23 protein-coding genes are annotated in these 21,848 nt (G+C 66.9%); 6 read left to right on the top strand and 17 right to left on the bottom strand.

Annotation, left to right across the window (positions count from 1 at the left end; all coding sequences use genetic code 11):
* Window positions 1-28: 28 nt before the first annotated feature.
* From fusA to M9978_RS15525, 4 genes are all read right to left on the bottom strand, one after another.
* Window positions 29-2,125 carry an elongation factor G gene (gene fusA, locus M9978_RS15540; protein WP_254294767.1) on the bottom strand — a complete coding sequence of 699 codons (2,097 nt, stop codon included), beginning with the start codon at window positions 2,123-2,125 and terminating at the stop codon, window positions 29-31.
* A gap of 65 nt (window positions 2,126-2,190) precedes the next feature.
* On the bottom strand, window positions 2,191-2,661 hold the full coding sequence (gene rpsG / locus M9978_RS15535) for a 30S ribosomal protein S7 (protein ID WP_254294765.1): 471 nt from the start codon (window positions 2,659-2,661) through the stop codon (window positions 2,191-2,193).
* A gap of 57 nt (window positions 2,662-2,718) precedes the next feature.
* A complete protein-coding gene (gene rpsL, locus M9978_RS15530; RefSeq protein ID WP_019831557.1) occupies window positions 2,719-3,090 on the bottom strand; it encodes a 30S ribosomal protein S12 in 372 nt (123 codons plus the stop codon).
* Window positions 3,091-3,350: 260 nt separating this feature from the next.
* Window positions 3,351-3,611, bottom strand: a complete 261-nt coding sequence (locus M9978_RS15525; protein ID WP_254294763.1) for a hypothetical protein — start codon at window positions 3,609-3,611, stop codon at window positions 3,351-3,353.
* 22 nt (window positions 3,612-3,633) lie between these two features.
* Between M9978_RS15525 and M9978_RS15520 the strand changes: the two genes are divergently transcribed.
* A complete protein-coding gene (locus M9978_RS15520; RefSeq protein WP_254294761.1) occupies window positions 3,634-3,978 on the top strand; it encodes a hypothetical protein in 345 nt (114 codons plus the stop codon).
* Window positions 3,939-4,427: a bactofilin family protein gene (locus tag M9978_RS15515; RefSeq protein WP_254294759.1), complete on the top strand. Its 489-nt coding sequence runs from the start codon at window positions 3,939-3,941 to the stop codon at window positions 4,425-4,427. Before M9978_RS15520 ends, M9978_RS15515 begins: the two co-directional genes overlap by 40 nt.
* 16 nt (window positions 4,428-4,443) lie before the next feature.
* On the opposite strand, the gene M9978_RS15510 is transcribed toward M9978_RS15515, so the two are convergent.
* The 3 genes from M9978_RS15510 to M9978_RS15500 all read right to left on the bottom strand — a co-directional run bounded on the left by M9978_RS15510 (window position 4,444) and on the right by M9978_RS15500 (window position 8,809).
* Complete coding sequence (locus tag M9978_RS15510) at window positions 4,444-5,715, bottom strand: Xaa-Pro dipeptidase (RefSeq protein WP_254294757.1); 1,272 nt, start codon at window positions 5,713-5,715, stop codon at window positions 4,444-4,446.
* Between the two features lie 53 nt (window positions 5,716-5,768).
* Window positions 5,769-8,249, bottom strand: coding sequence for a hypothetical protein (locus tag M9978_RS15505; RefSeq protein WP_254294755.1), 2,481 nt, complete (start codon window positions 8,247-8,249; stop codon window positions 5,769-5,771).
* 95 nt (window positions 8,250-8,344) lie between these two features.
* Window positions 8,345-8,809 (bottom strand): MAPEG family protein, encoded by a 465-nt coding sequence (locus M9978_RS15500; protein ID WP_254294754.1) that lies wholly within the window; start codon window positions 8,807-8,809, stop codon window positions 8,345-8,347.
* A 71-nt stretch (window positions 8,810-8,880) separates the two neighbouring features.
* On the opposite strand from M9978_RS15500, the gene M9978_RS15495 reads away from it, so the two are divergent.
* Window positions 8,881-9,330: a GFA family protein gene (locus M9978_RS15495; RefSeq protein WP_254294751.1), complete on the top strand. Its 450-nt coding sequence runs from the start codon at window positions 8,881-8,883 to the stop codon at window positions 9,328-9,330.
* Window positions 9,331-9,337: 7 nt separating this feature from the next.
* Here the strand turns inward: M9978_RS15495 and lpdA are convergent, their stop codons facing one another.
* The 5 genes from lpdA to M9978_RS15470 are packed head-to-tail and all read right to left on the bottom strand — an operon-like array spanning window position 9,338 to window position 13,083.
* Entirely contained in the window at window positions 9,338-10,738 is a 1,401-nt protein-coding gene (gene lpdA / locus M9978_RS15490; RefSeq protein WP_254294749.1) for a dihydrolipoyl dehydrogenase, read from the bottom strand.
* Complete coding sequence (locus tag M9978_RS15485) at window positions 10,731-11,153, bottom strand: hypothetical protein (RefSeq protein ID WP_254294748.1); 423 nt, start codon at window positions 11,151-11,153, stop codon at window positions 10,731-10,733. Before M9978_RS15485 ends, lpdA begins: the two co-directional genes overlap by 8 nt.
* Window positions 11,150-11,533, bottom strand: coding sequence for an acyl-CoA thioesterase (locus M9978_RS15480; protein WP_254294746.1), 384 nt, complete (start codon window positions 11,531-11,533; stop codon window positions 11,150-11,152). The genes M9978_RS15485 and M9978_RS15480 overlap by 4 nt, the downstream gene beginning before the upstream one ends.
* Window positions 11,526-11,753, bottom strand: coding sequence for a hypothetical protein (locus M9978_RS15475; protein WP_254294744.1), 228 nt, complete (start codon window positions 11,751-11,753; stop codon window positions 11,526-11,528). Before M9978_RS15475 ends, M9978_RS15480 begins: the two co-directional genes overlap by 8 nt.
* Window positions 11,754-11,769: 16 nt before the next feature.
* Entirely contained in the window at window positions 11,770-13,083 is a 1,314-nt protein-coding gene (locus M9978_RS15470; RefSeq protein ID WP_254294742.1) for a pyruvate dehydrogenase complex dihydrolipoamide acetyltransferase, read from the bottom strand.
* 149 nt (window positions 13,084-13,232) lie between these two features.
* Between M9978_RS15470 and M9978_RS15465 the strand changes: the two genes are divergently transcribed.
* Entirely contained in the window at window positions 13,233-13,688 is a 456-nt protein-coding gene (locus M9978_RS15465; RefSeq protein WP_254294741.1) for a universal stress protein, read from the top strand.
* 5 nt (window positions 13,689-13,693) lie between these two features.
* Complete coding sequence (locus M9978_RS15460; RefSeq protein WP_254294739.1) at window positions 13,694-15,028, top strand: M20/M25/M40 family metallo-hydrolase; 1,335 nt, start codon at window positions 13,694-13,696, stop codon at window positions 15,026-15,028.
* 121 nt (window positions 15,029-15,149) lie between these two features.
* Here the strand turns inward: M9978_RS15460 and M9978_RS23185 are convergent, their stop codons facing one another.
* The gene (locus M9978_RS23185; RefSeq protein ID WP_302054047.1) at window positions 15,150-16,286 is read right to left on the bottom strand and encodes an RcnB family protein; all 1,137 of its coding nucleotides are present in this window, start codon (window positions 16,284-16,286) and stop codon (window positions 15,150-15,152) included.
* A gap of 130 nt (window positions 16,287-16,416) precedes the next feature.
* Window positions 16,417-16,902, bottom strand: a complete 486-nt coding sequence (locus M9978_RS15450) for a GAF domain-containing protein (RefSeq protein ID WP_254294735.1) — start codon at window positions 16,900-16,902, stop codon at window positions 16,417-16,419.
* Between the two features lie 86 nt (window positions 16,903-16,988).
* Here M9978_RS15450 and M9978_RS15445 point away from each other — a divergent pair, with 86 nt between their 5' ends.
* A complete protein-coding gene (locus M9978_RS15445) occupies window positions 16,989-18,389 on the top strand; it encodes a methyl-accepting chemotaxis protein (RefSeq protein WP_254294733.1) in 1,401 nt (466 codons plus the stop codon).
* Here M9978_RS15445 and arfB read toward each other — a convergent pair.
* From arfB to M9978_RS15430, 3 genes are read right to left on the bottom strand one after another with little or no spacing between them, the layout of a single operon-like run.
* Complete coding sequence (arfB, locus tag M9978_RS15440; RefSeq protein ID WP_254294731.1) at window positions 18,386-18,784, bottom strand: alternative ribosome rescue aminoacyl-tRNA hydrolase ArfB; 399 nt, start codon at window positions 18,782-18,784, stop codon at window positions 18,386-18,388. The two genes, M9978_RS15445 and arfB, sit on opposite strands and share 4 nt — an antisense overlap.
* Window positions 18,777-19,439: an RluA family pseudouridine synthase gene (locus M9978_RS15435; protein ID WP_254294730.1), complete on the bottom strand. Its 663-nt coding sequence runs from the start codon at window positions 19,437-19,439 to the stop codon at window positions 18,777-18,779. Before M9978_RS15435 ends, arfB begins: the two co-directional genes overlap by 8 nt.
* Before the next feature lie 39 nt (window positions 19,440-19,478).
* Complete coding sequence (locus tag M9978_RS15430; RefSeq protein ID WP_254294729.1) at window positions 19,479-21,623, bottom strand: putative bifunctional diguanylate cyclase/phosphodiesterase; 2,145 nt, start codon at window positions 21,621-21,623, stop codon at window positions 19,479-19,481.
* Between the last annotated feature and the right edge of the window lie 225 nt (window positions 21,624-21,848).

Below are 21,848 nucleotides of genomic sequence, written 5' to 3'. Positions count from 1 at the left end.
ACGCGGCCCCTTAGCGACTCATTTCGGATTATGCCAGCTTCGCTTTCACTTCGTCGGCCACATTCGGCGGCACTTCGTCGTAATGCGAGAACTGCATGCTGTACTGCGCACGGCCCTGGGTGAACGAGCGGAGCTGGTTCACATAGCCGAACATGTTGGCCAGCGGAACCATCGCCTCGACCGTCTGGGCGTTGCCCCGGCTGTCGGTGCCCTGGATCTGGCCACGGCGGCTGTTGATGTCGCCGATGACGTCGCCCAGATAGTCCTCGGGGGTCACCACTTCCACCTTCATCACGGGCTCGAGCAGCGTGATGCCCGACTTCTGGGCCGCTTCGCGCATCGCGCCACGGGCACAGATTTCGAACGCCAGCGCCGACGAGTCGACGTCATGGTACGCGCCGTCATAGACCAGCACCTCGAAGTCGATGATCGGGAAACCGACCAGCGAACCGGTTTCGGCCGTCTCGCGGAAGCCCTTCTCGATCGCGGGGATATATTCCTTCGGAATGTTACCACCCTTGATTTCGTCCTTGAAGACGAAGCCCGACCCGCGCTCGCCCGGCGTCAGCTTGACCTTGACGCGGCCGAACTGACCGGTGCCGCCCGACTGCTTCTTGTGGGTATAGTCGATATCGACCGGCTTCTTGAGATACTCGCGATACGCCACCTGCGGCGCGCCGACATTCGCCTCGACCTTGAACTCGCGCTTCATGCGGTCGACCAGAATCTCGAGGTGGAGCTCGCCCATCCCCTTGATGATGGTCTGACCACTCTCGGCGTCCGAGGTCACACGGAACGACGGATCCTCGCGAGCGAGACGATTGAGCGCGACGCCCATCTTCTCCTGGTCGGCCTTGGTCTTCGGCTCCACCGACAGCTCGATCACCGGCTCGGGGAATTCCATCCGCTCGAGAATGATCGGCGCGTTGATGGCGCACAGCGTGTCGCCGGTCGTGGTGTCCTTCAGCCCCGCCAGCGCGACGATGTCGCCCGCATAAGCCTCGGTGATGTCCTCGCGGCTGTTCGCATGCATCAGCAGCATGCGGCCAACCTTTTCCTTCTTGTCCTTGACCGAGTTCGTGACCTGCGACGCGGCTTCGAGCTTGCCCGAATAGATGCGCGCGAAGGTCAGCGTGCCGACGAACGGATCGTTCATGATCTTGAACGCCAGCGCCGAGAAGGGCTCGCTGTCCGACGAAGGACGCTCGTCCGGCGTCTCGCCGTCGAGCTTCACGCCCTTGATCGCGGGAACGTCGAGCGGCGAAGGCAGATAGTCGACCACGGCGTCGAGCAGGGGCTGCACGCCCTTGTTCTTGAACGCCGAGCCGCACACCACCGGCACGAACGCCATGCTGAGCGTACCCTTGCGGATCAGCTTCTTGAGGTCGGCGGTGCTCGGCTCGTTGCCTTCGAGATAGGCTTCCATCAGGTCGTCATCGAGTTCGACGGCCATTTCGATCAGGTCGTTGCGATATTTCGCAGCCTTTTCGACCAGGTCCGCGGGAATGTCCTGATATTCGAACTTCGCGCCCAGCGACTCTTCGAGCCAGATGATCGCGCGGTTCTCGACCAGATCGACCAGGCCCTTGAAGCCGCCCTCGATGCCGATCGGCAGATACAGAACGGCCGGACGCGCGCCGAGGCGCTCGATGATCGAATCGACGCAGAAGTAGAAATCCGCGCCGGTGCGGTCGAGCTTGTTGACGAAGCACATGCGCGGCACGCCGTACTTGTCGGCCTGACGCCACACCGTCTCCGACTGCGGCTCAACGCCGGCAACACCGTCGAAGCACGCAACCGCGCCGTCGAGCACGCGCAACGAACGCTCGACTTCGATCGTGAAGTCGACGTGGCCCGGCGTGTCGATGATGTTGATCAGGTGCTCTTCGCCCTTGCCTTCGTCGGCGCGCCACTTGCACGTCGTCGCGGCGGACGTGATCGTGATCCCGCGCTCCTGCTCCTGCTCCATCCAGTCCATCGTCGCCGTGCCTTCGTGCACTTCGCCGATCTTGTAGGACTTGCCGGTGTAATAGAGGATGCGCTCGGTCGTCGTCGTCTTGCCGGCGTCGATGTGCGCCATGATGCCGATATTGCGATAACGCTCGAGCGGATGGCTGCGGGCCATGATCGGGGTTCCTTAGAGATTTGGGGAGCCGTTTGTCGCGGCTCCCCAGGATATAGGTTCGAAAATTACCAGCGGTAGTGGCTGAACGCGCGGTTCGCTTCGGCCATACGATGGGTGTCTTCACGCTTCTTCACGGCGTTGCCGCGGTTGTTCGAAGCATCCAGCAGCTCGCCCGACAGGCGCGCCGACATGGTGTTTTCCGAACGGTTGCGCGCGGACGTGATCAGCCAACGGATCGCGAGCGCCTGCGCACGCTCCGGACGGACTTCGACCGGGACCTGATAGGTCGCACCGCCGACGCGGCGGCTGCGGACCTCGATGCCCGGCTTGATGTTGTTGAGCGCCTCGTGGAAGACCCCGATCGGGTCCTTCTTCGCGCGCTGCTCGACAACTTCGAGCGCCGAATAGACGATGCCTTCGGCGACGGCCTTCTTGCCGTCCAGCATGACGCTGTTCATGAACTTCGAGAGAACCTGATCTCCGTACACGGGATCGGGCAGGATTTCCCGCTTTTCGGGACGACGACGACGTGCCATCTTGAATTTCCTTCTAAACTTCAGCGTATCCGGAACACGTCCGGGGCTTACTTTGGCTTACTTGGGACGCTTCGCGCCGTACTTCGAACGGCTCTGCTTGCGGTCCTTGACACCCTGGGTATCGAGCACGCCGCGCAACACGTGATAGCGGACGCCGGGAAGGTCGCGAACGCGGCCGCCACGGATCAGCACGACCGAGTGCTCCTGCAGGTTGTGGCCTTCGCCGGGGATATAGCTGATGACTTCGCGCTGGTTCGTCAGGCGGACCTTGGCCACCTTGCGAAGCGCGGAGTTCGGCTTCTTCGGAGTCGTCGTATAGACGCGGGTGCAGACGCCGCGCTTCTGCGGGTTCTGCTCCATCGCAGGGACCTTCGACTTGGCCTTCTGCGGTTCGCGGCCCTTGCGGACCAGCTGGTTGATCGTCGGCATGAAGCCCTTCACCTTTGTGTTTACCGGTCGCCCGGCGGTTACTTTGCTGAAGCCCTTTACGAGCGAATACGAAAAGGCCCCGGCGGTCGAAAACGACCTCCCAGGCCAGATGCGTCTCCAGCAACGTTCAGCTCTGCCCCGCCTGGACTCGGCCATTCGGGACGCGGGCGCCTATACGCAGCAGAGCCGATGCGGTCAACCGGATCGAAAGACGTGGCGTGCGATGCAGCGGCGATGCACCCGATTCCATTTCCCGCCTATCACCGTTCGCGCGCCGCCGCCATCGTCACCGCTTTGGCCGCATGCGCCGCGACGATCGCGTTGAGCGGAGTTGGGGCGCCGGCCCCTTCCCTGCCCGCCTTGGCCGTCGCGCTGGGCGCGGACCGCGCCTTGGTCATCGGCCTGGCGTTGCCGCTGCTCGCCGGCCTCGTCGCTTTCCACGCCGCGCGGCTTTCCGCCGAGCCAGCCGGATCGCTCGGCCACGCCGCGCTCCCGTCCGCACTGGCGGCGCTTCTGCTCATGCCGGACGCGAGCACAGTGGGCATGCTGCCAGCGCTGATCGCCGCATCGATGCTTCCGCTCGACCGCAGCGCCGATCGGATCACCGCGATTTTGGTGCTGTGCGGCGCACTTCTCGCACTGCTCGATGGCACCGCAGCGATCACGGTTTGCGGCCTTTTCATCATGATCCTGTTGCTGGCAGGCGCACTTAGCGCGCGTCGTTCAGCTCCGATGGCCGCAAACGACAATATCGGACCGCACCTGCAAGCTTCGTCCCCATGGCTTGGCCTCGATCTGCGCCATGTTACCTTCGCCGGCGAATCATCCGGGGAAGTGGGGAATAGTTCATGTTCAACAAAGGCACGCGTGGCGACGATCGTCCATTGATCGCAACGCCGATCCAGAGTTCGGGGAACGGGAAACGCGGCCAGTTCTCGGTGCTCGGCGCGGACCTCACCATCACCGGCAATGTCAGCGCCACCGCCGAGCTGCACCTCGAAGGGCGGATCGAGGGCGATGTCGATTGCGGCACGCTCTTGCAGGGCGCTGAAAGCCAGATCGTCGGCAACGTCCGCGCGGAAAGTGCACGCCTTGCCGGATCGATCGAAGGCACGGTCCGCGTCCGCCAGCTTACCGTAGAGCGCACCGCGCGCATTACCGGCGATGTCGAATATGAGAATATCACGATGGAAAATGGCGGCCATATCGATGGCCGGCTCAAGCATATGAGCCGCACCGTATCGGTGTCGGCCCCCGCGACGAGCCTCGACCCGACGCCGGTCGCGCCGGCTGGCGACCTGCTGACCCCGAACTTCGGCCAGAGCAGCGCGGCCTGACCGCGCCGGGTGCGGGTTACTCCACCCGCACCCCGCCCTTGATCACCGCCGACACCTTCGTCAGCACGCCGACGTCCTTCAGCGGGTCGCCCTCGACCGCGACGATGTCGCCATAGCGGCCCACGGCGATCGCGCCGACGTCCTTCTCACGCCCGAGCGCCTGCGCGGCGTTGACGGTCGCGGCGCGCATCGCCTCGATCGGCGTCATGCCATATTCGACCATCGTGCGGAACTGACCCGCCGCGGTGCCGTGCGGCATCACCCCGGCATCGGTGCCGAACACCATCCTGACGCCCGCCGCATGGGCCTTGCGGAAATTGTCGCGCTGGATCTGCGCGACTTCGCGGTCCTTGCGCAGATTGTCCTCGAGCACGCCGTTTTTCTTTCCCTCGGCCTGGGTATAGTCGGTGTTGTAGATATCCATCGAGAACCACACCGGCTGCTTGCGCGCCGCGGCGAGCCGAATGCCCTCGTCATCGACCAGACTGGCATGCTCGATCGTGTCGATACCGGCGCGGATCGCCGCCTTGATCCCGGCCGCGCCATGCGCGTGGGCGGCGACTCTCAGGCCCCATTGATGCGCCTCGTCGGCGATGGAGCGCATCTCCTCTTCGGACAGCTGCTGCTGCCCCGGCTCGGTATTGCGCGAAAAGACGCCGCCGGTGGCGCAGATCTTGATCACCTCGGCGCCGTACTTGCGCTGCTCACGCACGCGCTGGCGCAATTCCTGCGGCCCGTCGCCGACCGCCACGCCCTTGGCCTTGAACGAGGGCGGCAAATAGGTCTGGTCGCAATGCCCTCCGGTCGCGCCGAGCGAATGCGCCGCGGGCACGATCCGCGGCCCCACGATCAGCCCCTCGTCGATCGCCTGCTTGTAGCCGACATCGGCATAATTCTCCGACCCGACATTGCGGACGGTGGTGAAGCCAGCCTTCAACATCGCGCGCGCATTGGCGACGCCCTGCGCCGTCCAGAAGCTGTCGGTAAATTGCAGCCCGGTATAGCCGCCATAGAGCGGGTTTCTGTCGAGATGGACGTGCATGTCGATCAGCCCGGGCAGGATCGTCTTGCCCGACAAGTCGATATGCCGGACATCGGCGCCCCACTTCACCGTGCGCGCATCGGCGACGCTGGTGATGCGGCCGTCGGTGATGAAGACGGCGAGATAGTCCACCGTCTTGCCGCTCACGACATCGACCATGCGCTCGGCGGTGACCACCACCGTCTCGGCCGCCGCCGGCATCGCCATCATCGCGGCGGCGAGCGCGCCCATCATGCTGAACTTCATCGGGTTTCCTTTGTTCGCTGCGGCAGCAACGCTCGCCGCTACCACGCGGCAGGTCAACTCGGATCGGTTCCCGGCTCCCGCGGCCCCTCCTCGGGGACGCAGATATCGTGGTCGGGCGGCGCGAGCGCGAAGCTGAACCCCTGGGCGCCCTCGCGCATCACGAGGTTGAACGGCTTCGTATCCACCGGATTGCGCGACGGCCGCGTCACATGCAGCAGCAGGTTCATCGGCGACGCCGCCTGCCCGCGCGGCAAGGCATAGCTCAGCGCGACCTCCCGCGCGCCCGCCTGCGCGTTGGAAAAGCCGAACTGCTTCCACAGCCCCGCCGGCTTGTCGTCGGTCGAGATGAGGCCGGGCAGCGAGAAACGCCCGCCCTCGCGATACCCGCCGGTCTCGCGCGACACGAGATTGCCGTCGACATAGGTCTCGCGCGTCCACGACACGGTCAGCGACCACTCGCCCCACATCGCGCAGATATCGGCACGCCTGGGCGCTTGCAGGTCGCCCTCGGGCGTCTCGATCCAGCCCGACTGGAAGGTGCCCTTGTCGGGCGACTTGGCGACATCGGCGAACACCACCACCGTGTCGCCCGCGCGCTTGGCGCCGACGCGCAGCGAGATGCCGGTCTCCGGGTCGGTGAAGACCGTCTTCTCGGAATCCTTGATCTTGCAATCGGCGAGCGGCGGACCGCCCTTGCCACCCCCGCCGCCACCACCACCACCGCCGCCCAACAGTCCCCCGGCGAGGCCGCCCAGCGTCGACACCAGTTTCTTCGCGGCGCGCGCGCCCGATCCCACCTTGCCGTTCGATCCGATTTTGATCGGCGCGCGGCCCGGCTTCTTGCCGTCGGACGGGCACGCCTTTTTCTTGCCGCCGGGCGTGACCGGGACGGGGTTGCCGCCCGGCACCACCGCGCGGTCATTCGGCGTCTCGGGCTGGGCGGGCGGATCGCATGGATCGAGCGGCCGCGACAGCGCGGCGTTGCGCGCGGCGCGTTGCCGTTCGGTCTCCGTGTAAAGCTCGTTGACCACCGCCTGATAGGCCCGGGTCTCCTCACTCACCGCCTGAATCGTGTTGAAGTCGGCTTTCTCGATCGAGAGCCGCCCCGACTGCTCATTGAGGCTGGTGAGATGTTTCGACGCGGCGGTGAGGCGTTCATCCGCCGCGGCGATGGCGGCATCATGCTGCGTGAGCAGCGCCGTCCGGTCGGCCTCGGTACAGATTCGCCCGGGCACCGGCGCGACCGGCGCGGCGGGCAGTTCGGGGCGCTGCGGCACCGCGAAGCGCGGCGCCGGCGCCACCAGCGCGGGCCGCGGCTCGGGCGTTGTGGCGCAGGGATCGAGCGCCCGGCTCGCGGTCTCGGCGCGCCGCGCGGCCAGATCCTCCAGCGCGAGCTTCAACGCTTCCACCAGCGCGCCATAGCTCCGCACTTCCGATCCGACATCCATCTGATCGAATTCGTTGGCGTTGCCCGTTTTGAGCGCGAGCTGAAGCTGGATCAGAACGCCCAAATGCGCCATCGCCGGACCCAGCCGCGCCTGCGCGGCGCGGATCGCCGCATCGAGCTGCGCCAGCCGGGCGCTGCGGTCGGCTTCGGTGCACAGCCGCCCGGCCGCGACCGGGCCGCCGGATGCGGGCAGCACAGGGCGCGGCGGAACCGGGCTTCGTCCCATACGGTCGCCGGGAACCGTCCCCGGAACGGCGGTCGCGTCGGGCGGCCCGTCGCACGGGACGATCGGCATCGCGGCCAGCAGCTTCTCGCGCTGCTCGGCCCAATAGCTGATCCGCGAATTGGCGAGGTTCTGGTCCAGCGCCCAGTTCCGTTCGGCTCGCAGATTGGCGAGGTGCAGCCGGTGCTCCCGGGTATCTGCCGCCGCGTCGAGGACCCTGCCATGCTCGCTCACCAGGTTGAAATAGGCGCGCATCCGTTCGATGTTCGCCTGGGCCGCTGCCGCCGCGGCGCGCAGCCGCTGGCGCAGCGCCTCGCGCTCGGCCTCGCTGCACAGGCGCGCGGGCAGCGGCGGAAGCTCGACCCGGTCCTGCTGCGGCCGCATCTTCTGGAGGCCCTCGAGCGAGCAGTCGATGATCGGCGCCGCCTTCGCCCGGGCGATATTGTCTTCCGCCTCACGGGGCTGCCTGATCGTCAGATAGTGGAGCATCCCGTCATTCGGCGTGGTCAGGTCCTCACCATGCTCGAACTCCCGCAGCATCTCCATCATACGATCGACCGCGGGCTGGTTCTTCGCGGCCTGATAGTGGCCGAGACTCTGGCGCAGCGCGATGAAGTAGGCGCGGGCGCGGTCGGCATCGGCCTCGATCAGCTTCAGCGCGGCTTCGGCCTTGGCGATATAGGCTTGCCGCTCCGCCTCCGAGCAGAATTTCTCCGGGGGCGACAGAACCAGGCTGCCGCGCGACGGGTAAGGCTGTGGCGGAAGCACGGGCGGGTCGTTGAGCGCATTCGCCGACGCCGGAACAGCCAGCGCCGCAGCGATCAGGAGAATCGACAATAGCTGCCACAGCCGGCCGAGACTCATCGGAACCCCCTCAACTGTCGCGTGCAAGCTACCAGATTTTCAGCGGTCGGTCCATTTGCGTAACGATCTCTCGCAGCGGCCGGAGTACTGGCGCTTCAGGCCGTCAGCACCTCGCCCGGCGCGCGATCGAACGCGGTCTGCGCGCTCGCCAGATCGACCGCGAAGCCGATCCACATCGCCATCAGCACCACCGCCGACAGCGCGAACAACAGCGCGCGCACCGGCACCTTTTTCGGGCCGATATGCACGAAGCTGTGCAGGTAGCGCAGCGCGACATAGAGCCACGCCAGCATCGCCTGCACATCGCTGGCCTGATCGGTAATCATCAGCAGCGGCACCAGCGCGAAATACAGCACCGGCATCTCGAACAGGTTGCGATAGTTGTTCGCCGGCATCTCGATCGGGGCGAAATAGCGGAGCGCCGCATCGCCGCTGTCGAACTCGCCGGCCTTGGGCGGGTTGCGCTTGATGTGCCCGGCGCGCGTCACGAACATCGTTAGGAACACGATGAAGATGAGCGCGACCAGCGCGAATGTCGGCCAGAGGATCGAAATGCCCATACCCGTGGCTCCCCTTTGCATTATGACGCGAGGGTGCCGGGCGATGGCATGCGTGTAAAGCGGAGGATGCGATGATGATCGGTCAGGAAGGCGGCTGCCGCTGCGACAAGGTGCGGTTCCGGATCAACGCCGAACCGCTGGTGACGGCCGTCTGTCATTGTCGCGGCTGCCAGAAAATGACCGCCAGCGCCTTTTCCACCACGCTCACCCTCCCCGCCGACGCGCTTGAGGTGATCGCGGGCGAGCCGGTGATCGGCGGCGTGCACGGGCCGGACGCCCGCCACCATCATTGCGACTGGTGCAAAAGCTGGCTCTTCACGCGCCTGCCGCCCGAATATGGCGCGGTGAACGTGCGCGCGACGATGCTCGACGACGCGAGTTGGTTCGTGCCGTTCATGGAGACGTTCACCAGCGAAAAGCTGCCTTGGGCGCAGACCGGCGCGCCGCACAGCTTCGAGAAATTTCCCGAACCGTCCGATTACCCGCGATTGATCCAGGCGTTCGCCGCCGCGAACGCCTGATCGCCTGTCACATGTGGAGCTGGCGGCCATAGGCGGCCAGCACCGCCTCGTGCATCGTCTCGCTGATCGTCGGGTGCGGGAACACCGTCTCCATCAGCTCGGCCTCGGTCGTCTCGAGCGTCTTGCCGACGGTATAGCCCTGGATCATCTCGGTCACTTCCGCGCCGATCATGTGCGCGCCGAGCAGCTCGCCGGTCTTCGCGTCGAACACGGTCTTCACGAAGCCTTCGGGTTCGCCCAGCGCGATCGCCTTGCCGTTGCCGATGAAGGGGAAGTTGCCGACCTTGACCTCATAGCCCGCTTCCTTCGCCTTCGCCTCGGTCCGGCCGACGCTGGCGATCTGCGGATGGCAATAGGTGCAGCCCGGGATGTTGAGCGGGTCCATCGCATGCGGATGCTTGCCCGAGATTGCCTCGGCCGCGATCACGCCTTCGTGGCTCGCCTTGTGCGCCAGCCAGGGCGGCGCGGTGATGTCGCCGATCGCATAGATCCCCTCGACACTGGTCTTGCACGCCGCGTCGGTCTTGAGAAAGCCACGCTCGTCCACAGCGACGCCCAGCTCCTTCAGGCCGATGTCCGCCGTGTTCGGCACGATGCCGATCGCGACGATGACATGGCTGAATTCGGATGCGGTGACCTTGCCGTCCTTGTCCTTGATCGACGCCTTAACGCCGCTGGCGGTCGCCTCGATCTTCTCGACCCCCGCCTTGGTCAGGATCGTCATGCCCTGCTTCTTCAGCGCCTTTTCGAGATGCGCCGAAATGTCGGCATCCTCGACCGGCACGATCCGGTCCATCATCTCGACCACGGTCACGTCCGCGCCCATGTCGTTGTAGAAGCTGGCGAACTCGATCCCGATCGCGCCCGATCCGATCACCAGCAGCTTGCCCGGCATTTCGGCCGGGGTCATCGCATGGCGATAGGTCCATACCCGCTTGCCGTCGGCAGGCAGGTTCGGCAGGTCGCGCGCGCGTGCGCCGGTGGCGAGGATGATGTTCTTGGCGGTCAGTTCGGTCGCCTTGCCGTCCTTGTCGGTGACGGTCAGCTTCCCCTTCCCAGTCAGCTTGCCATTGCCCATGTGGACCGTGATCTTGTTCTTCTTCATCAGGTGCGTGACGCCCTGATTGAGCTGTTTCGCCACCCCGCGCGAGCGCTTCACGACGGCTTCGAGGTCCGCGCTGATCTTTTCGGCGGCGAGACCGTAATCCTTGGCGTGCTGCATGAAGTGGAAGATCTCGGCCGAGCGCAGCAGCGCCTTGGTCGGGATGCAACCCCAGTTGAGGCAGATGCCGCCGAGCAGCTCGCGCTCGACGATCGCGGTCTTGAGCCCGAGCTGGCTCGCGCGGATCGCCGCGACATAGCCGCCGGGACCCGAACCGAGCACGATCACGTCATAGGATTCAGCCACGTCGATCTCCAGTTTGGCGCAGGCGCGTCGGGCGCAGCGCGTCGAAATTGAGGATAAGCCAGAACAAGGCGGCGATCGGTCCGACCGCCAGCCCGAAACGCGAATAGTCGCCGGCATTGTCCGGCACGATCTGCATCGCGATGAGGTATGCGGCGATCACGCCGATCCCCGCGCCCAGCCCGATCAGCAGGATCGCGGTGACGATCCCCGGCAGCGCCAGCCGCCGCAGCAGCACGAAGCCGGGCCATGCCGCCAGCAGCCCGGCGAGGATGATCGCGAACAGCACGCCGATGCTCGTCCAGTCGGTCGCCCCGCCCTCGGCCTCGAGCATCCAATAGACCACCAGATTGGCGAGCCACGCGCCGACCAGCGCGGGCAGCAGGAAGCGCCGCAGGGCCGCGGTCACCCATTTCATGCATCCACCGCGCGCGGCTTCTTGTCCGCGCCCACGGCGACGAAGGTGAACGAGGCCTGCGTGACCAGTTCGCGCTCGTCCTCCTCGCGATGACGCCGCCATGCCTCGACATCGATCTGCATCGACGTGCGGCCGACTTTTGTCAGCTGGGCATAGACCGACACTTCGTCGCCGACCGAGACCGGCGCGTGGAATTGCATCCCGTCCATCGCCACCGTCACCGCGCGCCCGCGCGAGCGCCGCGCGGCGACGAGTCCCGCGGCCATGTCCATCTGCCCCATCAGCCAGCCGCCGAAAATGTCGCCATAGGCATTGGCATCGGCGGGCATCGTGGTGACGCGGATCGTCGGCTCGATCGCCGGCGGCGTGCGGTCAGGCATCGCCGGCGCCGTTCGGGTCAGCGCGCCGCTTCGCCCGGTCTTCGGCAGCTGCACGGCGCATCGGGCCAATTCCCATCAGCAGCACGGCGAGGATCGCCACGCCGGTCACGATCCACACATCCCCGCGCGCCAGCGGATAGGCCCAGCTGCACAAAGCCGCGATCAGCAGCGCGACGGCGATGCCGGCCGAGATGTGCAGGGCTTCGACCAGGACGCGCATGGCGCTCCCTCCGGCTTCAGGCCAGCAGGCCCATCGGCGATTCGACCAGCGCCTTGAAGATCTTCATCAGCTCGGCGCCGTCCGCCCCGTCGATCGCGCGGTGGTCGAAGCTGCCGGTGGCAGACATCACCGTCGCCACGCCGAGCGCGTCATCGACGATATAGGGCCGCTTCTCGCCCGCGCCGACCGCCAGGATCATGCCCTGTGGCGGGTTGATCACCGCGTCGAACTGCTTGATCCCGAACATGCCCATATTGCTGATCGAGGCGGTGCCGCCCTGATATTCGTGCGGCTGCAGCTTGCCTTCCTTGGCCTTGTCGGCGAGCGCCTTCATCTGCGTCGAGATGCTGGCGAGGCCGATATTGGCGGCGTCGCGGATGATCGGCGTGATCAGGCCCGTGGGGGTCGAGACCGCGACCGAAATGTCCGAACGGCTATACTTGATCAGTCTGTCGCCGGCATAGGTTACGTTGCACTTGGGCGCCTGCGCCAGCGCGACCGCCAGCGCCTTGATCAGCATGTCGTTGACCGACAGCTTCACCCCGCGCCCGTCCAGGCTCTTGTTGAGCTCGCCGCGCAGCTTGAGCAGCGCGTCGAGGCGGATATCGACGGTGAGGTATATATGCGGAACGGTCTGCTTCGCCTCGGTCAGGCGACGCGCGATCGTCTTGCGGATGTTGGTGAGCTTTTCTTCCTCGTGCGGAATGCTCTCGTCATACCAGACTGCGGCGGGCGCCTGAGCCGGCGTGGGCGCAGGCGTCGCGGCCGGCGCTGCCGCTGCTGCTGCAGGCTTGGCCGCAGGTGCCGCGCCCGTCTTAGCGCCCTCGACATCCGCCTTCACGATCCGGCCGTTCGGACCCGAACCGCTCAGCGCGGAAAGCTCGATCCCCTTCTCGGCCGCGATGCGGCGCGCGAGCGGGCTCGCCTTGACGCGCCCATCGTCCCTGGCGCCGTCGCTGGCGGCGGCCAGGCCGTTCGACTTCGGCGCAGGTGCCGCCGGTGCGGGCGCAGCAGTCTTGGGCTCTTCCTTGGGCGCTTCGGCCTTCGGTGCCTCGGCCTTGGGCGCTGCCGCCGCGCCCGCGTCCTCGCCCTCGCCTGCCATCACCGCGATCACGCTGCCGACCTTCACCCCATCGGTGCCCTCGGCGATCACGATCTTGGCGATCACGCCCTCATCGACCGCCTCGAACTCCATCGTCGCCTTGTCGGTCTCGATTTCGGCGAGCAGGTCGCCCGACTTCACCGAATCGCCCTCCTTCACCAGCCATTTGGCGAGCGTACCCTCCTCCATCGTGGGGGAGAGTGCAGGCATCTTGATTTCGATCGACATGGGTGGGGAGGATCCTGTCGTATGATGAGTGGTCCACCGCCCCTGTCGCGCGGCGGACGGCGGCGGTCAAGCCTGCCGCGCGCGTCAATCGCTTGCGCTTTCCTATTTGGCACGCCACCACCGCAATATCGATCGGGGAGGATGGTATCATGCGCACCTATCTGGTGGTGATCGACGAGAGCCCCGAGGCGCAGATCGCGCTGCGTTTCGCCGCCCGGCGTGCGGTCAAGACCGGCGGCGGCGTCGAGATTCTGTCGCTCATCCCCAAGCCCGATTTCGTGCAATGGGGCGGCGTCATGGCGACGATCGAGGAGGAAGCGCGCCAGCGCGCCGAGGCGCTGGTCACCGGCGCGGCCGGCACGCTGATCCAGGAATCGGGGCTGAAGCCCAGCATCACTATCCGCGACGGCGACGGACCGAAGATCATCCGCGAGATGATCGACGCCAATCCCGAGATCGCGGCGCTCGTGCTCGGCGTGGCTGAGGGCGGCAAGCCGGGCGCGCTGGTCGCGCATTTCACCGGCGCCGACATGGCCGCGCTGCCGGTCCCGCTGATGCTGATCCCGGGAAGTCTCGACCGCGAGGCGATCGACCGGCTAAGCTAGGTTTCATGCGATACCTTCCCATGCTCGCGCTGCTCCTTGCGGCCCCCGCCCCCAACGCTGCCATCGCCCAGCAGAAACAGACGGAAGCGCCCAACCCCGAACGGCTCAAGGCAGACGTCGAGAAGCTCGTCAGCTTCGGCACGCGCCACACCCTCTCCTCGCCCGACCACCCGACGCGCGGCATCGGCGCGTCGCGCAAATGGGCGGCGGAGGAACTCGACCGCATCGGCGCGAAGTGCGGCGACTGCATCAAGGTCGCTCGGATCGGCCGCACCTTTACCGGCCCGCGCGCGCCCAATGGGGTCGAAGTCGTCAACGTGCTCGGCTTCCAGCGGGGCGAGGACCCCAGGCGCGTCGTCATCGTGCAGGGCCATATCGACAACCGCGTGTCCGACGTCATGGACTCCACCAGCGACGCCCCCGGCGCCAATGACGACGCCTCGGGCGTCGCGCTGGTGATCGAGGCCGCGCGCATCCTCTCGAAACAGAAGCACAAGGCCACGATCGTCTACGCCGTGCTGTCGGGCGAGGAGCAGGGCCTGTGGGGCGGCACCTTGCTCGCGGAGACCGCGAAGGAGCGCGGCTGGACGGTCACCGCGGTGCTTAACAACGATATCGTCGGCAACACGCTCGGCCAGAACGGCGTGCGCGTCGCCGACCGCGTGCGGGTGTTCTCGGAGGGCATCCGCGCGTCCGAAGCGCTCGAGGACGGCATCAGGCGCCGCGGCGACGGCGGGGAGGATGACGGCCCCAGCCGTGCCCTCGCCAAGGCGATCGACAAGGTCGCCGGCGACATGCGCCAGACGGATTCGGGTGCCCTCGACGTGTTCGTCGTCCGCCGTCCCGACCGCTTCGGCCGCGGCGGCGACCACGAACCGTTCCTCAGGCTCGGTTATCCGGCAGTGCGCTTCTCGGTCGGCGCCGAGAATTGGGACCAGCAGCACCAGAATCTGCGGACCGAGCAAGGCCGTGTCTATGGCGACACCGTCGACAAGATGGACTTCCCCTATCTTGCCAGGGTCACCGCGATCAACATCGCGACGATCCGCCGTCTCGCCAACGCCCCCGCCGCGCCCGCCAGCGTGACACTCGACGGCGCGCTGTCGATGGACGTCAAGGTCAAGTGGAGCGAAGTCCCCGGCGCGCGCAGCTACAACGTCTATTGGCGGCGCAACGACGTGCAGGACTGGCAGGAGGTGCGCGGCGTCGCCGGGCGCACCGAGACACTGCTCAAGGATAAGGTGGTCGACGACCATTTCGTCGGCGTGTCCGCGGTCGCCGCGGACGGGAGCGAGAGTATCGTCACCTTCGGTACGCGCGCCGCGCCGCCCCCGCGCTGATCAAAAAAGCCCCGCCCGCGCAGGCGCGGACGGGACCGGGAGAAACCGGCGTTCAGCCGGTTACCGAACTTGACGTCTGACCCGCCACCGTCACCCTCCCCGGGCGGTGGCGGGCAGCGGCTCAGCGGCAGTAACAGGTCTTGGTCTTGACCCGTGCCGGTGCGCGATAGAGCTGCTTGGACGGCGCGCGGCGCACGACCTTGCGCCCGCTATAGACGACCTCGGTCACCGTCGTGGTCGTCGTCACCACCGGCGCCGACTGGATCACCACGGTCGTCGTGACCGGCGCGCCGTAATAGCCATAGCCGTAACCCGGCGCCGGATAGCAGTTGGCAACGCAGCGCATCCCCGGCGCAGGCGCGGCATAGACCACCGGCGGCGGGGGTGCATAGCCCGGCGGCGGCGGCGGGGCGTCGGCATAGCCCGGCGCGTCATAGCCGGCGCCATAGCCATCGTCTTCCTCGGCATACTCGCCGCCATCGTCATAATAGCCGTCGCCGCGGTCCCAATCGACGCCGCTCACCGAATCCCACACGCGGCCGTACTGGTCGACCAGCACCGCATCGTCATAATAGCGGACCCAGTTATAGCCATAAGGCGGGCTGCTCAGCCCCCAGCTCGTCCAGTCCGAAATCCAGAAACCGCCCGAGAACCAGTAGCTCGGCAGCGTCCAGCCGCGCACCGGGCGCTTGTACGCGCCCCAGCCGCCCGGGGCCTTCCATCCGCCCTGCCAGCGGCCCTTATATTTCTCGCCCCAGCGCCAGCCGGGCTTCTGCATGCCGGGCTTGCCGGGCCTGCCCGGCTGCCATCCGCCCGGCTTGCCCGGTTTGCCGGGTTGCCACCCGCCAGGCTGACCCGGTTTGCCGGGCTGCCAGCCACCGGGCTTGCCCGGCTGTCCCGGTTGCCATCCGCCGGGTTGACCCGGCTTGCCCGGCTGCCATCCGCCGGGCTGGCCCGGTTTCCCGGGCTGCCAGCCTCCGGGCTTGCCGGGATTGCCGGGCTTCCAGCCCCCTTGCGGCGGCGTACCGGGCTTCCACCCGCCCTGGGGCGGACGGCTCGGCTGCCAGCCGCCCGGACGCGGCGCGCCCGGTTGCGGCTTCCACCCGCCAGGCTGCTGCGGCGGGTTCAGCCGCGCGGCGGGAACGGCGGTGCGCGGAAAGGAAGCACCACGCGCCTGCCCGCCCGGCTGCTGCGCCGGCGACGGCGCGGCGAGCGAGAGACTGCTGACGGCAGCGACGATCAGGGTGGCGGAACGCATCGTGGCGGCAACTCCTTTGCGGGCGCGCCTCCAACGGGTGAAGACACGCTTCTTCACCTTTTCTTAACATTTAACGTTGGTCGCCTCCACGGCGCCCTATGGTTAAGGAATCCCGAATCGGGCCAATGAGTTAACCGGCGATCCGCGGCGCCAGCAACGCGGCCAGCGCCTCGCACCCGGCCGCGTCCTCGGCATCGAACCGCCCGCGAGTCGGGCTGTCGATATCGAGCACGCCGATCAGCTCGCCGTCATGCACGATCGGCACCACCAGCTCGGCGCGGCTTGCGGCATCGCACGCGATATGCCCGGGAAAGGCGTGGACATCCTCGACCAGCTGAGTCTCGCGGCTCGCCGCCGCCGCGCCGCACACGCCCTTGCCGAACGGGATGCGGATGCACGCCGCCTTGCCCTGGAACGGCCCCAGCACCAGCTCGCCGCCGACATTGCGGTAGAAGCCCGCCCAATTGAGATCGGGCATCACCTGCCAGATCAGCGACGCCGCGTTGGCCATGTTGGCGATCGCGTCGGGCTCGCCCGCGGTCAGCGCGTCTAGCGCGCCGTGCAGGTCGCGATAAAGCTCCGCCTTCGATCCGGCGGCGATGTCGAAATCATACATCGCTCTTATGTAGCGCGCCGCCACCGAACCGAAAGGCCGCCGCGTTCACCGGATTTTATCTTGCATTGCAGCATAAGCACGGCATCATGTTCTCAGGGGGACGCGGGCTGGATTACGAGCGCGACATCGCCGATATCGGACAACGCTGCGGCGACTTCGCGCTGCAATGCAGCGACGTCGCCGGCTTCGTCGGCGAGGTCAGCGAACGCATCGTCTCGGGCCAGTCGCGGCTCGAAGAGCTGCGCCGCAGCGTCGGCGAGCTCAAACTGTTCCAGCATGACGTCAGCCGCGCCGCGAGCGAAATCGATCAGGTCGCGCGCCACGCCGCCGCGCTGCTCGAGGCCAATCATGGCGGCACCGACGCCGCGCTGCGCGAAATCGAGGAGCTGACTCACCACGTCGTCCAGACGGTCGAGGAGCTCGAAGCCTTTTTCGTCGCCTTTGCCGACGTCACCTCGATCTCCGATGAACTTGCCGCGATCTCGCGCGAGACCGGGGTGATCGCGATCAACGCCTCGATCGAGGCGGCGCGTGCGGGCACGCAGGCCAATGGCTTCGCGGTCGTCGCGGCGGAAGTGAAGCGGCTCGCCACCGGCGCGCGCGACGTGTCGGGCCGCGTCGCCGCGCGGATCGACACGCTCGACAGCCTCGCCCGCGCGATCGCCACGCGGATGCGCGCCGATGGCGTTCGCGCGCGCTCGATCCGCACTTATACCGGCGGCATCGCCGACGCGCTCGACCGCATCACCGAAGCGGTCGCGCAATTCGGCCAGAGCGCCGCCGCGATCGACGCTGCCAGCCATGCGATGACCGGCCATGTCGGCTCACTCGACGAAGGCTTTGACGGCTTCTCCGCCGCCTCGACCGCCAATGTCGCCGAGCTGGCGCGGATGCGCGAGCAGCTCGACGCGCTCGAAAGCGGGTCGAACCTGATGCTCAACCGCATCGCCCATGCCGGCGGCGCGACCCGTGACACGCCGTTCATCCACCGCGCGCTGGACGAAGCGGCACAGGTCCGCACGCTGATCGACACTGCGCTGCGCAGCGGCGAGCTGGACGCCGACGCGCTGTTCGACACCGGCTATCGCGCGATTCCGGGCAGCGAGCCGCCGCAGTTCCTGACGGGCTTCGTGCCGTTCGCCGACCGCGCGATCCGTCCGCTGCTCGATGCCGCGACCGCAGCCGATGCGGCGATCGTCGGCTGCTGCCTGATCGACCGCAATGGCCATCTGCCGACGCACATCGCCGAGCGCAGCCTGCCGCAACGGCCCGGCGAGCGCCGCTGGAATCTCGAACATTGCCGCAACCGCCAGATGTTCATGGACCCGCAGACGCGCCACGCGCTCGACCATGACGAGGATTTCTTCCTCTTCACCTACCGCCAGGATTTCGGCGACGGCCGCTACCGTGCGCTGCGCAGCGTGCTGGTGCCACTGTCGTTCGAGGGCCGGCGCTGGGGACTCTACGAGTTGGGCTATCTCAACTAGTCGAGCTGCACCTTGCCGCGACCGGCCTTGACCTGCGCCCGGCCCTTCTTCTCATCGACGCGCCGCGCCTTGGCCGCCTTGCTCGGCTTGGTCTTGATCCGCCGTGCGTCGCGCTCATGCGCCTTCTCGATCAGCTCGGCGACCCGCTCGCGCGCATCCTGCCGGTTGGCTTCCTGCGTGCGGAACTTGCGCGCGGTGATCACCAGCTCGCCGCCGCTGGTCAACTTGCTCCCGGCCAGCGTCTTGAGCTTGGCATAGGCATAGGGCGGCAGCCCCAGCCGGAACACGTCGATGCGCAGCTGCACCGCGGTCGCGACCTTGTTGACGTTCTGCCCGCCCGGTCCCGACGCCGCCAGGAACTTCTCCTCGACGATCGCGGCGTCGAGGTCAGCCATCGCCGCCCCCGGCGAACCCCATGTCCTTGAAGCGCTGCGGCGTCGGCGCCTCGGCATGGACGTCGGGCTTGCCCGGCCGCGGAACCGTCAGCTGCGCGGCGTGCAGCATCATCAGGCGCCCGTTCGCCGCGCCATAGACCGGATCGCCCGTGATCGGGATGCCCAGCCCTTCAGCGGCATGCACACGGATCTGATGCGTGCGCCCGGTCTCGGGATAGAAGGCGATGAACGCCCGCCCCTCCTTCGCCTCCAGCACGCGCCAGCGGGTCCGCGCCGATTTGCCTTTCGGGTCGCCGGTCATGCGCCAGCCGCGTTCCGCGCTCGACACCTTGATCAAAGGCAGGTCGATCAGCCCCGATTCCTCGTCTGGCACGCCGTCGATCAGCGCGAGGTAGCGCTTGGTCACGCTGCCCGCCTCGAACGCCTGCTGGAAGCGCGCATGCGCCTTGGGGTTGCGCGCGAGCAACAGGCAGCCGCTGGTGTCGCGGTCGAGCCGGTGCACCGCCGTCGGCCAGCGCTGAAACCCGAAGGTCAGGTTGGCGAGATGATTTTCGAGGCTGATCGCCCCGTCACGCGGACGGTCGACCGGCAGTCCGGCGGGCTTGTCGATCACGATCGCCTCGCCGTCGATGAAGAGCACGTGATCCTGAATCATGCCCCGCTTTGGGCGAAGCAGCGCTCACGCGCAACGGGCTTAGCTGAGTGACGTCCCGAACGCCGGCAGCCCCGGCTGCGCGCCCTGATAGCTCGGCAGCAATCCGTTACGGTCGCGCGAGCGCTCCATCACGACGCCGATCTGGGTCAGCATCACCGCTGACACGCGGTAGCGCGGGCGGAATCCGCCCTGACCGTCGCTCACCAGCGGATCGTCGAACTCGATCCCCTGATGGTCCTGATGCGACCGCATCACCGTCGCCACGCTCCATTGCCGGTCGCCGAAATCGATCACGAACCGCGTGCCGAGCGGCACATCGAGGATGCCCTGGATCAGCGCGCCCTTGCTCGACAGGTTGCGCAGGATCACCGGATAATAATGATCGCCATGCACCGCCCCGATCCGGCGAAAAGTCGCGAGGCGATGCTCGCGCTGCTTGGCCGGACCGATCGGCTTGATCTCCCAACTGCCGTCAGCGACGGCGTTGGCGACGGCCTCGGCGGAGACCGGCAGGCTGTAGAGATAGCCCTGGATCAGCCCGACGCCGAGCTCGCGCATCGCATCGAGCTGATCGACGGTCTCGATCCCCTCGGCGGTGGTGTCCATGCCCAGCGCTTCGGCGAGCGCGACGATCGAGGTGATGATCGCCTTGTTGCGCGATGCCGGGTCGGCCGCGCCGCGCACGAAGCTCTGGTCGATCTTGATCTTGTCGAACGGCGCGCTCTTCAGATAACCGAGCGAGGAATAGCCGGTACCGAAATCGTCGAGCGCCAGCCGCACACCGATCTTCTTGAGCGTCGCGAACATCCGGTCCGCCTCGCCACTGCTGTCGAGAAAGACGCTTTCGGTGATCTCCAGCTCGAGCCGGTCGGGCCGCAGCCCGGAACTGGCCAGCGCGTTGAGCACGACCTGCGGGAGGCTCGGGTTGGCGAACTGGATCGGCGAGACGTTGACGGCGACGCGCAGATCGCCGGGCCATTGCGCGGCGTCCATGCAGGCCTGCCGCAGCACCCATTCGCCGAGCCGGGCGATCAGGTTGGTTTCCTCGGCGATCGGGATGAACAAAGCCGGCGAGATGCGCCCGCGATGCGGATGGTTCCAGCGCAGCAGCGCTTCGAACCCCGCGACCTGATTGGTCGTGGCGACGACCAGCGGCTGGTAGTTGACCTCCAGCTCGCCGCGATCGAGCGCGTCGAGCATGTCGTGCTCCAGCTGGCGCCGATCCTCGGCCGCCTCCAGCATGTCGCGCGAGAAGAAGCGGTGGCAGCCGCGGCCGGCATCCTTGGCGGCGTAGAGCGCGAGGTCGGCCTTGCGCGCCAGATCCTCGGGCGTATCGTTGCCGTCCGAACAGACCACGCCGATCGACGCGCCGATCACGCAACGGCTGCCGTTGACCGAATAGGGCCGTGACAGCCCCTCGATGATCGACCCGGCCATCCGCGTCAGCACGTCGAGTTCGATCGGGCCGCCCAGCACGATCTGGAACTCGTCGCCGCCGATCCGCCCGACGCGCTCGGGATCGCTGATCTCGAGCTTGAGGCGGTCGGCGACCTGCGCCAGCAGCTGGTCGCCGACCGGATGGCCGAGCGTGTCGTTGACCTGCTTGAAGCGGTCGAGATCGATCAGCATCACGGCAAAACCGGTCTCGTCGCGCGCCGACAGCGCCAGCGCCTGCTCGACCAGCGTCGCCATACCGCGCCGGTTGCGCAGCCCGGTCAGCGGGTCGCGGCTGGCCAGCCGCGTGATCTCGTTCGCCGATTCCTGCACCGCGGTGACGTCAGCGCCGACGCCGCGAAAACCAAGGAAATTCCCAGCGTCGTCGAATTGCGGGCTGCCCGATACAGTCCAGATGCGCTCCTCGACGTCGAACGGGCAACGCACATTGACGCCACGGAACGGCTTTTGCCGCGCGACGAGAAAGCCGATCGACCCGTTCGCCTCGATCAGCTCGCTCTCGGCGCGGAAGATCGCGGTCAGATCGCGGTCCAGCACATCGCCGCCCTGCGCAGCGAACTCCTCGGCGATCCAGCTGCTCAGATAGGAGATGCGGCCTTCATGGTCGGTCGACCAGAACCAGTTGATCTTGAGGTCTTCGACCGACGCGACGATCCCGGGCACGCTGGCGCGCACGTCCGCTTGCGCGAACCGTCCGTCCTGCGTCTTGCGCTGCCTGCCCCCGATCACATCCCATCCGGTCCAATACGGCCGCCCCGGCAGCCAACCTTGATGGGTTAGGACCAGACCGGTTTCATTTCGATGAAGATTGATACCCGTTTCGCAAGCGCTTAGGTGTTTGATCCCACGGTTTGATGGTGCGACCCTTTCGTTGGAATGGAAGGAAGCATTATGGGCCAGGTTCGTCACGGGAGCGCCACGACCACGCACGCCGTCCGAGCAGCAATACAGCGA

Origin of the sequence: Sphingomonas tagetis (assembly GCF_024211275.1) — a bacterium.
Lineage (GTDB): Bacteria > Pseudomonadota > Alphaproteobacteria > Sphingomonadales > Sphingomonadaceae > Sphingomonas > Sphingomonas tagetis.
Note: the sequence above shows the minus strand (reverse complement) of the source record. Positions and strands in the feature narration are given on the sequence as shown.